Origin of the sequence: Epilithonimonas sp., assembly GCF_032054305.1 — a bacterium.
Lineage (GTDB): Bacteria > Bacteroidota > Bacteroidia > Flavobacteriales > Weeksellaceae > Epilithonimonas.
Window position 1 is genome coordinate 26,471 of the sequence record NZ_DAMBSX010000001.1, and the last position, 12,887, is coordinate 39,357.

Below are 12,887 nucleotides of genomic sequence, written 5' to 3' on the forward strand. Positions count from 1 at the left end.
CGTATTAAAGATGTGCAATTAAATCATAAATTAAAATCTATTAACTTTTTACTTTCAATTTTTTTTATTGTTTTTAAAATAATTATAAACTATCAAATAAGTAAACCATGTACGATCAATTTTAGCACTTTTCACTCTTTAGCCTATAAACCATTAAACAAAAAAGATATTGCCTAAAATCGTAATCCCGCATGGGTACGTCTATCGGTTTTTATTGGTTAATCTATCCTATTAATCTAACAATATCCAATAGAAGTAAAATAATTTACAAAAGGGTTGATTAATATTCACAAAATTTGAGAGAGAAGGGTCTATATAGAAATTACCCCTCCCTTACATGAAAAGAAAAACGTTTTTTTTGATGGCTGGGGTGGGTCTCATTAATTACAAAAATATTCTTTCTCTAATCGAGAGAAAATATTCCATATGTTATAACATTTCTAAAGTATAGCAAAATACTTATTATTTTACATTAACTTTACAATATAAACCTTATTGATAGGAGAAGAAGCCAGTTTAATTAAACTACATGCACTTGCATGGAATTTATCAAGAGGTTTATAACTGTTCAATAAAAATGCTAATCAAAACGAATGTGGGGAAACGGTGGGGAATTAAATTCTATAAAAAGAAAAAACCCACTGTAAATCAGTGAGTTTTGATTAGTGTTAGCGGAGAGTGAGGGATTCGAACCCCCGGACCTGTTACAGTCAACAGTTTTCAAGACTGCCGCAATCGACCACTCTGCCAACTCTCCATACTTGCTACGATTTCTCGTTTTCAGTGGTGCAAATATAAAAACCTTTTCTATTACGACCAAATTATATTTGCAAAAAAAATTTAATTCTCTAATTATCAAAGCCAAAAATTAACCTTTCATCATCTGAAAGCCTAGAAACACCATTATTAAACCTAAAATAAGACTTGATAAAGCATACAAAATCAACAATCCATAATTACCATTTTGCCAAAGCGAATAATTCTCGGCTGAAAAAGTGGAGAATGTGGTATAACCGCCACAAACGCCTGTTATCAAAAGATATTTCATTGCATTATCGACTTTCAGGAAATAAGCTGATAAAATCCCGATCAGGAAACATCCTGTCATATTAACAACAAATGTCCCCAAAGGAAACCCATCTATATTCCAAAGTTTCTGACTATAATTCGAGATCAGGAAACGTGCAACGCTACCCAAGCCTCCTCCCAAGAAGATATAAATCAAATTTCTCATCTTGCTAAATTATAAAAAACAAAGAAAAACAGACTTCAGCTAAGCCTTATTTTATTGATTATAAATTGTATTTTTGAAAAGATCAAAGATCTGGACGCAATTTGGGGCTAAATCAAATTCTCCGACAAAGTAATTTTATATTTTTGTAATTATTAGTTATGAAAAAAATCGTTCTGATAGAAGATGAATCCAGCGTTGTTTCTTTTATAAAAAAGGGATTACAGGAGTTGGGTTACGAGATTTCCGTAGCTCTGGATGGCTCTACAGGGATAAAACTTGTGGAAGAAAATAGCTTTGACATGATCATTCTCGACATCATGCTGCCCGACATCAATGGGCTGGAAGTCTGCAAAGAAATCAGAAAAAAGAACAAAACAGTCCCTATCCTATTCCTTACAGCTTTGGACTCCTCGGAAAATATAGTGCTGGGCCTGGAAAGCGGAGGCGACGATTACCTTGTAAAGCCCTTCAAGTTCATCGAGCTTGTTGCCCGCATCAAATCTCTATTGAGAAGAAGCGGACACCATAACGGGAAAGAAACACTCGAGATCGACAATGAGAACATCTATCAATTTTCTGATCTCATGGTCAACGATTACACAAAAAAAGTAACCCGTGCTGGGACAGAGGTCTCTTTGACCTCAACAGAGTACAAGCTCCTACTCTACTTTCTGAACAATCCCGAAAAAGTGATATCCAGATCTGAAATCCTGGAAGCTGTCTGGGGCGTGAACTACGAATTAGGGACAAACGTTGTTGACGTCTATGTCAATTACCTCAGAAAAAAACTGGACAATCAGGAAGATGACAAGATCATCCATACTGTTATAGGAATGGGTTATGTACTCAAAAAACCTTAAACAATGCTGAAGAAGATAGCTACCAATCAAACCAAGACCATGCTTCTGTTGATGTTGGTTTTTTCAGTCGTCATTCTGCTGTTCAGTGGTTTGGTATATTTTTCCATCGTCAATTTTTCCCATCAGCGTTTCTACGAACTGCTCAAGATCAGGGCAACCACTATCGTGCAGATCGAGAAAAGCAAAGAACACCTGGATATCCCGGAAAATCATATCCTCAACAGTATGAACGATGAGGAACTGCCAATGGAAAAAGACTATGTATTCGCAGTTCCCACAGATTCCAATTTCAGTCAAATATCAAAGGAGGTTCATATCCCGGATTCTTTTTTCAAGAATATCGTGAGAAAAGGCGAGGCCAATTATAACGACAAAGAGTTCTATTACATCGGGCAATCCTTCCGGTCAGAAAACAAAGAGTATATTGCCATAGCCTCTGCAAAGAACCATTATGTGGTCTATTACCTGGGTTACCTGAAAAGAACGCTGATCACGTGTATGATCCTATCCTTATTCTTTTCTATGATATTCTCGTTCTATCTTTCCAAAACGCTTTTCAGACCAATCTTGAAGATCACCGGTAAAGTCAAGGAAATAAGTTCAGAAAACCTGCATTTAAGATTGGAGCCGCATCCGGGGAACACGGAACTGAATGAACTTGTGGATACCTTCAACGATATGCTGAACAGGATCGAGACCTCCTTCGAGACTCAAAACCATTTGATAGGAAATGTTTCTCATGAGCTCAGGACACCCCTGACCTCGATCATGGGCGAGGCAGATGTAGCATTATCTATCAACCGATCAGAAGAGCATTATCGGGAAACCCTGCAAATCATCCTGAACGAGGCAGAAAAACTCGACAGGAAGATCAAAGCTCTATTGATGATCGCCCAGACCGGCTTCGACGGCAAGATCCAGAAAATGGACAAAGTAAGGATGGACCAGTTGCTCTGGGATGTGATCGATACGGCAAAAAGGATCAACTCCAAGAACAATGTCTATATGGACATCAGCATGCTACCGGACAACCCTAAAAAACTTAAGGTACAGGGAAATGAACAGCTCCTGCATCTTGCCATGGCAAATATCATCAACAATGGCTGCAAATATTCCAACTTTCAACAGGTGAAGGTGTCTCTCGGTGCAACAGACGACCATCTCTACATCATCATCAAAGACAGCGGGATCGGGATCCCGGATTCTGAGATGGACAAGATCTATGACCCTTTTTTCCGTGCATCGAACACCAAGAATTATGAAGGTTACGGTATCGGGCTGCCACTCGCCAGAAACATCATCAGGATGCACAACGGGGAACTACTTGTGAACTCCAAGATCAATGTAGGTACAACTGTCCAGATCCGTTTTCCAATCTTTGTTCCCATGGATATATAGAATTTCGAACATTGACCTGTTTGATAGAGGCCTTTATAAATTGGAAGGAAGTATGGTTTTTGATGAGTGCAGACACGGAAGCTGAGATATCAGCTCAATTCATAATTTGAAACCACCATGCTTAAAATGAAATGGACAAGGTTCTGCTCTGCTTTTTCCTGATTGATCAGTTTTTTTTTGTAATAAGGAGAAGAAAGAACATCCTTGAATTTTTGATATTCCGTAAAACCATCCCCTCTGATATAGGTATTCAGGTTGCCGTCCTTTTTCTTGAAAATCTTGTCATCCAGCGTTCTCACCTTGAACAAAACTTCACGTAGTTTCAGTCTTGCTGACCTGTCCTCAGAATATCTCTCAACGATATTAACTTTGAACGTGTTCAGCAGGATATTATTAAAAACCACATTAGACCCGGCATTACGGATATCCAGCTCAAGTGTATATTGCATAGATTTAACTTGTTGTAAATTTAAAAATGAAACAGAATTCTGTATGAGTACAATTTCCGTTATACGAATCCTCAAATTTAATACATTCTAATGTTAAAATCAAAAAAAGCAACCTGATCTAGATTGCTTTTTGATTTTACTGAGGATCACCTTGTCCATTATTAGGAGACAGATTATTCGAATTCTTCGCGGCTTTCACCAGCTCGTTGATATCTGCATAGAAAAGTTTCCAATCGGAGACATTTTTCATAGCGGTGATCAGGTTGAGGAACGATTTCAAAGACCTTTCCAGGTCTTTGCGGATTCCCGATGCACTCTTCTGATTTCGAAGGTCGGCATTAGCGGAAGCTTGTTCTGCAAAGAGTGTTTCAAAAGCTGCCTGCTTGTTTTTCATATCTGTGAAAGCGTCTTCCAGAGACAATGCTTTTAGCTTTTGGCTGTTCTCCGGTTTCTCCAGTTCCTCGATCAGTTTTTTCATTTGAGCGGTTTGGGAGGAATAGCTCATTCTGTCCAGATCCAATCCAAATTGTTTGAAAATACTATAGAGATCTTCTGCGGATTGGTAGTTTGGTAGGCTTACCATTTTCCGATAACTACTGAGAAAAGTTTTAAGATTTGTGAAAGCCAGATCTCTTTCCCGATCTGCATTGGCCACCTCATTTCCTTTTCCACTGAAAGCCATCTTAGTGTAGACAGCATCATAATCTGCATAGTTGGTTTTGAATTCTGCAAGAAGCGGATGGTTATTGATGACGGGATATTTACCAGATTCTGATGTGCTGATAACCCTCTGCGACAATGTGGCCAAGTCTTTCGTGCTTAGCTTCCTTAATGTGATTTTCATAAATCAAATGTGTTTTTATTAATAATATCTTTAACTAATTCTTTGTTTAAATATATTATTTTTTTGATTTACTGCAAAACAATTTGTTTAAACTAAAAATATTTTGTGTTTTGGTTTAAACAATCTGTTTAGAGAAAATCACAGTTGTATTTTAGTTCAAACGGACTCGCGGAACAAAAAAACATTTTGAGGTTTGTTCTAAACAAATTGTTTGGAGAAATATCAGTTGTGGTTTGGTTTAATCTGTTTGTTTGAAAGAATGTTTTTTTTACTTTTAAGTATAAATACTAATGAATTAGAAAGAAAAGAATTCTTAGATTTGATTGAACAAGAATATATGGATGAAATGGACCCTGAAGGTTGGTATGGATTTAAACGTGCAATGGAAAAAGATGACTGAAATTCACTTGAATATATTCAAATAAAAAAACCTGCTCAACAGCAGGTTTTCATATTTAAAGTAAAAACCTTAATGCCCGGATTTAGCGTCTGCATCTTGTTTTACGTGGCTCAAATATTTGGTACAATAAGTTCCAAAAATCAAAATCACAAGATAACAGAACACAGGAATCACAAAGGAATGCTGAACGCCAAACTGGTCTGCCAGATAACCTTGGAAAATCGGAACAATTGCGCCTCCCAAGATGGCCATTACGACCAAAGATGAACCTTGACTCGTGTATTTTCCTAAACCTGAAATTGCCAACGTATAAATATTAGAGAACATAATAGAGTTAAAAATCCCTATTCCTAAGATGCTGTACATTGCCAATGGACCTTGATTCAACATTGCGGAAATTAATAAAACGACATTCACTGCAGCAAAGATAGAGAGCGTTCTTGCAGGAGCAGATCTCCCGATAAAGAATGCCACGAAGTTCAAAGCAATAAATACCAGGAAGAAACTGATCTGTGCAAACGTCAAATCAACAATACTGAAGATCACCAGAAAAACAGCCGCAGCCGCTCCTAGCATATACAAAGCCTTCTTACTTTGGCTGATAGAATGGTTCAATGAAATTGCTCCAAGGAAACGTCCTATCATCGCACCACCCCAGTACAGAGAAAGGTAATTTTTACTTACAGATTCGGTAAGATTCATGACTTGTGGCTGCTCCAAAAAGCTGATGATGAAACTTCCTACAGCCACTTCCCCACCCACATAACAGAACATCGCCAAAACGCCGAACTTCAAATGATTGTGCTTCAAAGCACCAAAACCTTTTACCACTTCCTCACCTGCTACCTTGAAATCAGGAAGCTTAACTCTTGAGATAATCAAAGCCACTAATAAAAGAATCCCCGCAAAGATTAAATAAGGAATCTTGGTTGCTGCAGCAGAGAAAGAACCGTCTGCCTCAGAAAACAATTCGAAGATCAAATGCCCTCCCAAAACAGGCGCGATCGTTGTCCCGAATGCATTGAAAGCCTGAGTCATATTCAGTCGGCTGGACGCAGAATCTTCCGGTCCTAACAGAGAAACATAAGCATTTGCTGTAATCTGTAATGCCGTAAATCCAAGTCCCAAAATAAACAATGCACCTAAGAACAATGGATAAGAAGCCAGACTAGCTGCAGGAAAAAATAACACGCAACCCAATGCTGCCAGGAAAATCCCGAAAAGGATCCCTTTCTTGTAGCCGACTTTATCAATCGGGTCGCCTTTGGTTGTCGAAATAAGGAAATAAATTAATGAGCCGATAAAATAAGCTCCGAAAAAACAGAACTGTACCAGCATCGATTCGAAGAACGACAGTTTGAAAAGCTGTTTCAGGTAAGGAATGAGGATGTCATTCATACACGTGATGAATCCCCACATAAAGAATAAAAGTGTAATGGTAATCAAAGGAACAGTATAGCTCCTTTTGGCTCCAGCGTCATTACTTATCATATTTTTTCACATTTTAAAAGAGGCTAAAGATAGCCCCTTTTGTTGATAATTACTTATTTTGAGATATTATATTTATCATTAAAAGTCAAGTTTGACATTGATGATTTTATCGACTAAAAATGTCTCGCAGATTTTACAGATGATGCAGATATTTTTTAGATGAGAATCTGCAAAATTTGCTCAATCTGCGAGAATTATTTTTAAGGCTTCAAATCCTCAAACTTCTCATCTTCAGGCAAAATATGCTGTACTTTCTCTACAACCAATTCTTTCGGGACAGAGAATTCCGCTGTTTGTCTGATATCTAAAGAAGATGCTCCGACAGAAACTTTGTAATTTCCAGCTTCTGCAATCCACGCTGATTTTGCCGTTTCATAAGATGCCAAATCTTTTGGATTCAACGTCAAAGTGATGGTTTGAGATTCTCCAGGTTTCAAATCTTTGGTTTTGGCGTAGGCTTTCAACTCAGATTTTGGTTTGTCGATGGATTGATTCGGAGCAGAAAGGTATAATTCTACTACTTCTTTTCCGGCAACCTTACCTGTATTTTTTACATCAACTGTAACTTCTAATTTATTATTAAAAGTCTTGGAACTGGTTTCAATATCAGAATAAGCAAAATCCGTATAAGACTTTCCATAACCGAATTCATAAGAAGGTTTCACGCCAAACGTATTGAAATAACGGTAACCCACATAAACACCTTCCTGATACGTCACATCTTTCGGATTATCTGCAGGAATTCCCGGGAAATTCTTTGCCGAAGCGTGGTCTGTGTAATTCACTGGGAAAGTCATCGTCAGTTTTCCGGATGGATTTACCTTTCCTGAAACCACATCCGCAACGGAATGTCCGCCTTCCTGACCCGGTTGCCAAGCCAGTAAAATTGCATCTACTTTATCTTTCCACGAAGCCGTTTCGATAACTCCACCGATATTAAGAATCACAACCACTTTCTTTCCTTTTGCGTGGAACGCTTTCGAGATTTTATCCAGCATTTCGATTTCTTCTGTTGCCAGGTTGAAATCGTTATCGACTACTCTATCACCGCCTTCACCTGAATTCCTTCCTAAAGTCACGAAAGCAATTTCAGAAGTTTCTGCCTTTTTAGCATAGAATGCACCGTCTAATTTCATTTCGGCCAGTCTTTCCGGCAATGCTAAAATTCCTCTTTTCTTTCTGTTTTCTTTTTCGGCTGCTGCTTCTTTTTCAGCGTGAGGTTTGTATAAATCAACCAATTCTTTGTCGAGTTTGTAACCAGCTGCAGTTAAGCCTTCCAACAGAGAAACAGTATGTTTATTGTTCACACTTCCGCTTCCTGTTCCGCCTGTAATCCACGCGTAAGAAGTCACTCCGAATAACGAAACTTCTTTTTGTTTGTTAGCAAAAGGCAAAGCGTTTTGTTCGTTTTTAAGCAAAACCATTCCTTCTGTTGCTGCGTTTCTGGTTACTTCTGCGTGTTCTGCAAGATTAGGTTTGTCGGTGTATTTGTATTGTGCAAAAGTTGGCGTTTTGAAAATATATTCCAAGATTCTTTTCACATTCACATTGGCAACTTCCTGAGACAATTTTCCTGAGTTTAAAGCTTCCAATAAAACTTTTTTCTGAGCCGGAATTCCGGGCATCAAAAGGTCGTTTCCTGCGTTCATCTGTTTTACGACGTCAGAAATCCCACCGCTTCTTATCGATTCGAAACCTGGGAAACCTCCGAACCAATCGGTCATAACAATTCCTTTGAAACCCCATTCGTTTCTCAAAACCTGAGTCAGCAAATCTTTTGAATCTGAGGTGTAAACGCCATTCACTTTGTTGTAAGAAGACATTACCGTCCAAGGCTGAGAATCTTTAACAGCGATTTCAAAATTTCTCAAATACAATTCTCTCATCGCTCTTTCTGAAACGTGTGCATTGATGGTCAAACGATTCGTTTCTTCATTGTTCGCAGCAAAATGTTTGATGGAAGTTCCCACACCTTGAGACTGAATTCCGTTCACAATCGCAGCCGCAGTTTTCCCTGAAATCAAAGGGTCTTCAGAATAGTATTCGAAGTTTCTTCCATTCAGTGGATTTCTCTGAATATTTAAAGCTGGAGCTAAAAGGACGTCTACGCCATATTCTTTTACTTCATTTCCCATTGCTTTTCCAACCTGTTCCAAAAGCGTTTTGTTCCACGTTGAAGCCAATGCAGTTCCTACAGGAAATGCTGTTGCATAATAGGTTTTAGAATCATTATCTCTGGTTGGAGCGATTCTCAAACCTGCAGGACCATCAGCAACAACCGTCGCAGGAATTCCGAATCTGTCGAAACTCGCTGTTCCTCCAGCTGCACCGGGAACCAATCCTTGCTTTGAATCTCCAACAGGGCCAGTCAGAACTTCAATTCCGGGCATTCCTGTTCCGATGAGCAAATCCACTTTTTCAGCATTGGTCATTTGCTTGATAATCGCTTCTATTCTTTTGTCAACGGACAATCTCGTGTCTTCCCAAACAGCTAGCTTTCCGTTTTTGTTAAGGTCTTTGAAAGTCTTTCCGCCAACGGTTACGTTGGGTTGTGTTTGAGCTTTTGCCAAAGGTGATGCTACCAACAAAGCAATAAACATTCCGGCATATTTTGTTTTTTGAGAAAGCTTTATCAGCGTTGATATATTCTTTTTCATATGTAGATATTTTATTTTTTAGTATTGAATAATTTTAATTTTGTATAGAAATCTTCGAACATCAATCTGGTGTCGAGTTGTGTATACACTCTAATATTCCTTCCTTTCGGATTATATTCGTAAAGTCCGTTATCATTGATTTTCGGAGCGTTTTTGATAACATACGAACTGGATGAGGAATCTGCTTCAAAAGAGGATTGTAAAGCTGTTACCAAAACCAAAGGCGAATCTCCCATAATATACGTTTCCCCGATTAACAGATTGAATTTCTGAGTTCTTTCCATTAAATCCTCGATTTTTTTGGTCAGATAAGCTCCGGTTTTTCCTTCCGGTTTTACTTTGGTGACCAATTCACCATACGACATCAAAGTCTGCCGGTAAGCATTTCTCGGGATTTGCCAGATGTTTAAATTCGATTCATTGAAAACAACCTGCGCTGCTTTGATATCGATTCCGAGATTATATTCCAGAGGCGTGTAACCGGGAGGCGGCGTTGCCAAATCGGGATATTCAGGACCGCCAATCCAAACAACTACGATTTTGTCGGCGATTTTTGGCTCCATCAGAAAAGCACTTGCCACTTCCGTCAAACCTGCGCCACAAACCACGAACAAAGGATTTTTCTCATCGGCTTTCATCGCTTCTGCAACAATAGCTTTTGCACCTTCGGAAATGTTGGGTGTTTTAGTATTTTTCAATTGGTCATTCGAACCTTGAAAAACGTTGAATCTGTTTTTTAAATTCATTATTTCTAAAGTTTCATTGACTTTCTTCACAGCATTTTCAGCTGTAATTTTTGAAGAATCAAAAGGGTCACTCGGTTTTAAATGAGAACCGATAATTCCCTTGATTTCCGCAGAAGGCGAAAGAATCTGATGAACGAGTTGAAATAATCCATCAGGGTCGCCGCCGAAATCGTTATCGACAATAATTCTGTATCTCGGTTTTACAAATTTGTCCATTTCCAAAATCACGGCAGTGGACTGTGCGGAAACAGCCATTGCCGCAAAAAAAGAAACTATATTAAAAATTGATTTCATTGTTTTAGGTTTAGGCACAAAAGGATTTGTTGATTTTTGTTAAATATTTCTCGCAGATTTTTTAGATTAAGCAGATTTTGAATTGAATCATCTGCAAAATTTGCTCAAACTGCGAGAGATTTGAAAACACATTTAGTACAACCTAATTTTTGGTTGAGTCAAGGTTTACAAAAACTTATGAAACTTCAGCCAATCCAGGTAAACATTCGACCAGTTATCAACCGGATTGTCCTGTTTTGCCATTCCGAAACCGTGACCGCCTTTTTCATAGATATGAAGTTCAACAGGCTGGTTGGCATCGTGCCATTTGGTGTACAATAAAACAGATTTCGGAGCCAGTTTTAGTTGGTCATCGTCTGCTGCACAAATGAATAAAGGCAACTTTTGCTCAGGAATTTTGTAGCCCAAAACCGCATCGCTCGGACCACCGTAGATGGAAGCGGCGAAATTGGGGATTGTAGTAGCATCATCGCTGTGAAGTACGCTTTCCAAAATCACACTTGCTCCTGCAGAAAACCCGATAACGCCCAGTTTTTCCGGATTGACGTTCAATTTAGCGGCATTTTTTCTGATGTAAGAAATGGCAGTTTTGATATCATTTCCAGCCATCACTTTTATCGGTGCTGTTTTGGCATCAAAAGCGGGTCTGTCTTTGATGTTTTCCATCATTTCGCGAGCCGGGTCGCCGGTTTTGGTTTCTAATAAACGGTATTTTAAAACGACTGCCGTAATTCCTTTTTCCTGAAGAATTTTGGCTAAATCTCTCCCTTCTTTATTAATAGAAAGACTTTGAAATCCACCGCCTGGAGCGATGACGATAACCGTTTCATTTGCTTTTGCCTTCGGTGCTTCGTAGATTTCTATTGCTGGAGCGGCAACGTTGTATACCAAATGGGTTTTGAATAAATCTGAATCCATTTCTTTTTCAGAATACGTCCAGGTTTCTGAGCCTGGTGCTTTTCCCTGATATAATGGAATTGATTTCTGAGCATTGATGCTTGCAAGACCTGTAAGGAATAAACTTGCTATGATTAATTTTTTCATTTTGATTCTAATTTTTTAAAGTTTACGGGTAGTTTGTCATTCCGTAGGAATCTCGAGTTAGATTCCACGCTACACTTCGTTTCGCTCTGAATGACAAAAATGCCGCTGATTTTATTCTCAATATTGACAGCGAATCTCACGCAGCCCGACTTGAGCGGAAATCCTTTTTTGCTTGTACAAATGTTCTATTTAATATGAAAATTTCCTGCAAAAAAGATTGGGAGCCCTTCGACTTCGCTCAGGATAAACTACAGGCGGATAAAGCTGCCCTAATAATTAATATTCTACTTGAATAACTGCGGTACAAACTCGTTCAGATAAGTTCTCCAATTGCTCCACGTGTGACCACCTTCAGATTCTACGTATTGGTATTTGAAATTCATTTTGTCGAGTTTCTGACGGTATTCTGCTACATTTTTGTACAGGAAATCGGTCTTTCCGATGGCAATCCAATAGAGTTTGTAAGAATTGGTCTGCTGCGTTTTCAGTTTTTGGTCTAAATTCTGGTAAACCGGGCTTTTCTTTTCGTCCGGCGGAAGAATCGCTGGCGAAAAAAGACCGACATAATCAAATGTTTTCGGCTGATTGGCAGAGATGTACAGCGAGTGGAAACCGCCCATTGAAAGTCCGGCAATCGCACGGTTTTTGGCATCGGCTTTTATACGGTAATTTGATTCTGTGAAATCCATAATTTCCTTGAAATACGTTTCCATATCGCCCGAAAAAATATCCGGCGTTCTCATATCGATTTTGTAAAATCCTTTGGAAGATTCGCCCGGCGCCGCGGCATTGCTGGTGTGACCGTTCGGCATCACGACAATCATCGGCTTGGCTTTTCCCTGAGCAATTAAATTGTCCAAAATCTGCGACGCTCTTCCTAAAGTCATCCACGCTTCCTCGTCGCCACCCATTCCGTGCAACAGGTATAAAACAGGTAATTTTTCTTTGGAATTTTCGTAACCCGGCGGCGTGTAAACCGTTAATCTGCGGTCTTCTTTCAGTCCGTTTGATTTGTACCATCTTTTGGAAACCGTTCCGTGCGGGACATTCTGAACTTTATAATTTTCGGATTGTTTTCCGTCCACTAAAAACATACTCATTACCGATGAAACATCGCGAACCTGATAAGAATTGTTCGGGTCGTTGGCTTTTACGCCATCCACAACGAATGAATAGGTGTATAAATCGGGTGTGAAATCGTTTTTACTAAACGACCAAACACCGTCTTTGTCTTTCTGCAAATCGACAGAACCCGGTTCCATTCCTTTTGACGGAAACCAGTTTCCCTGCAATTTTACGCTGTTTGCATTTGGAGCAAGCAAACGAAACGTGATATTTTTTCCGTTGATTTCTGGAGAAATTAAATTTTTCTTTCCGCTGAAATCAAGGCTTTCCTGAGCAAACATTAATGAACTGAACATTAATGAATAGATGGTGTATCTTATTTTCATCTTAATTTTATTTAAATAT

The 12,887-nt window shown here is 38.9% G+C and carries 11 protein-coding genes and 1 tRNA gene; 3 read left to right on the forward strand and 9 right to left on the reverse strand.

Translation table 11 applies throughout. From position 1 onward, the window contains the following. Positions 1-672 precede the first annotated feature (672 nt). Together RTX21_RS00130 and crcB are read right to left on the reverse strand one after the other, a co-directional pair. Positions 673-757: transfer RNA gene (locus RTX21_RS00130), tRNA-Ser, on the reverse strand. Positions 758-868: 111 nt separating this feature from the next. Next, on the reverse strand, positions 869-1,234 hold the full coding sequence (crcB, locus tag RTX21_RS00135) for a fluoride efflux transporter CrcB (protein ID WP_312764490.1): 366 nt from the start codon (positions 1,232-1,234) through the stop codon (positions 869-871). Between the two features lie 158 nt (positions 1,235-1,392). On the opposite strand from crcB, the gene RTX21_RS00140 reads away from it, so the two are divergent. After that, positions 1,393-2,094 (forward strand): response regulator transcription factor, encoded by a 702-nt coding sequence (locus RTX21_RS00140; RefSeq protein ID WP_312764491.1) that lies wholly within the window; start codon positions 1,393-1,395, stop codon positions 2,092-2,094. A 3-nt stretch (positions 2,095-2,097) separates the two neighbouring features. Beyond that, positions 2,098-3,492 (forward strand): HAMP domain-containing sensor histidine kinase, encoded by a 1,395-nt coding sequence (locus RTX21_RS00145; RefSeq protein ID WP_312764492.1) that lies wholly within the window; start codon positions 2,098-2,100, stop codon positions 3,490-3,492. An 89-nt stretch (positions 3,493-3,581) separates the two neighbouring features. Here the strand turns inward: RTX21_RS00145 and RTX21_RS00150 are convergent, their stop codons facing one another. Next, positions 3,582-3,941, reverse strand: coding sequence for a prevent-host-death protein (locus RTX21_RS00150; RefSeq protein WP_312764493.1), 360 nt, complete (start codon positions 3,939-3,941; stop codon positions 3,582-3,584). Positions 3,942-4,077: 136 nt separating this feature from the next. After that, positions 4,078-4,785, reverse strand: coding sequence for a DUF6261 family protein (locus RTX21_RS00155; RefSeq protein ID WP_312764494.1), 708 nt, complete (start codon positions 4,783-4,785; stop codon positions 4,078-4,080). Positions 4,786-4,996: 211 nt separating this feature from the next. Between RTX21_RS00155 and RTX21_RS00160 the strand changes: the two genes are divergently transcribed. After that, positions 4,997-5,185 (forward strand): hypothetical protein, encoded by a 189-nt coding sequence (locus RTX21_RS00160; protein WP_312764496.1) that lies wholly within the window; start codon positions 4,997-4,999, stop codon positions 5,183-5,185. A 69-nt stretch (positions 5,186-5,254) separates the two neighbouring features. Here RTX21_RS00160 and RTX21_RS00165 read toward each other — a convergent pair whose 3' ends face one another. The 5 genes from RTX21_RS00165 to RTX21_RS00185 all read right to left on the reverse strand — a co-directional run bounded on the left by RTX21_RS00165 (position 5,255) and on the right by RTX21_RS00185 (position 12,868). Further along, on the reverse strand, positions 5,255-6,676 hold the full coding sequence (locus RTX21_RS00165; RefSeq protein ID WP_312764498.1) for a sugar MFS transporter: 1,422 nt from the start codon (positions 6,674-6,676) through the stop codon (positions 5,255-5,257). Between the two features lie 200 nt (positions 6,677-6,876). Continuing rightward, positions 6,877-9,333, reverse strand: a complete 2,457-nt coding sequence (locus RTX21_RS00170; protein ID WP_312764500.1) for a glycoside hydrolase family 3 N-terminal domain-containing protein — start codon at positions 9,331-9,333, stop codon at positions 6,877-6,879. Between the two features lie 11 nt (positions 9,334-9,344). Further along, complete coding sequence (locus RTX21_RS00175) at positions 9,345-10,373, reverse strand: nucleoside hydrolase (protein WP_312764501.1); 1,029 nt, start codon at positions 10,371-10,373, stop codon at positions 9,345-9,347. A gap of 165 nt (positions 10,374-10,538) precedes the next feature. Then, positions 10,539-11,417, reverse strand: a complete 879-nt coding sequence (locus RTX21_RS00180; protein WP_312764502.1) for an alpha/beta hydrolase — start codon at positions 11,415-11,417, stop codon at positions 10,539-10,541. Between the two features lie 284 nt (positions 11,418-11,701). Then, positions 11,702-12,868 carry an alpha/beta hydrolase-fold protein gene (locus tag RTX21_RS00185; protein ID WP_312764504.1) on the reverse strand — a complete coding sequence of 389 codons (1,167 nt, stop codon included), beginning with the start codon at positions 12,866-12,868 and terminating at the stop codon, positions 11,702-11,704. Positions 12,869-12,887: the final 19 nt, after the last annotated feature.

Excerpts from the sequence above, each read along its gene's own strand:
- RTX21_RS00150 (WP_312764493.1), bottom strand. The coding sequence starts at position 3,941 with ATGCAATATACACTTGAGCTGGATATCCGTAATGCCGGGTCTAATGTG.
- RTX21_RS00175 (WP_312764501.1), bottom strand. The coding sequence starts at position 10,373 with ATGAAATCAATTTTTAATATAGTTTCTTTTTTTGCGGCAATGGCTGTT.
- RTX21_RS00170 (WP_312764500.1), bottom strand. The coding sequence starts at position 9,333 with ATGAAAAAGAATATATCAACGCTGATAAAGCTTTCTCAAAAAACAAAA.
- RTX21_RS00140 (WP_312764491.1), top strand. The coding sequence starts at position 1,393 with ATGAAAAAAATCGTTCTGATAGAAGATGAATCCAGCGTTGTTTCTTTT.
- RTX21_RS00180 (WP_312764502.1), bottom strand. The coding sequence starts at position 11,417 with ATGAAAAAATTAATCATAGCAAGTTTATTCCTTACAGGTCTTGCAAGC.
- RTX21_RS00155 (WP_312764494.1), bottom strand. The coding sequence starts at position 4,785 with ATGAAAATCACATTAAGGAAGCTAAGCACGAAAGACTTGGCCACATTG.
- crcB (WP_312764490.1), bottom strand. The coding sequence starts at position 1,234 with ATGAGAAATTTGATTTATATCTTCTTGGGAGGAGGCTTGGGTAGCGTT.
- RTX21_RS00185 (WP_312764504.1), bottom strand. The coding sequence starts at position 12,868 with ATGAAAATAAGATACACCATCTATTCATTAATGTTCAGTTCATTAATG.
- RTX21_RS00165 (WP_312764498.1), bottom strand. The coding sequence starts at position 6,676 with ATGATAAGTAATGACGCTGGAGCCAAAAGGAGCTATACTGTTCCTTTG.
- RTX21_RS00145 (WP_312764492.1), top strand. The coding sequence starts at position 2,098 with ATGCTGAAGAAGATAGCTACCAATCAAACCAAGACCATGCTTCTGTTG.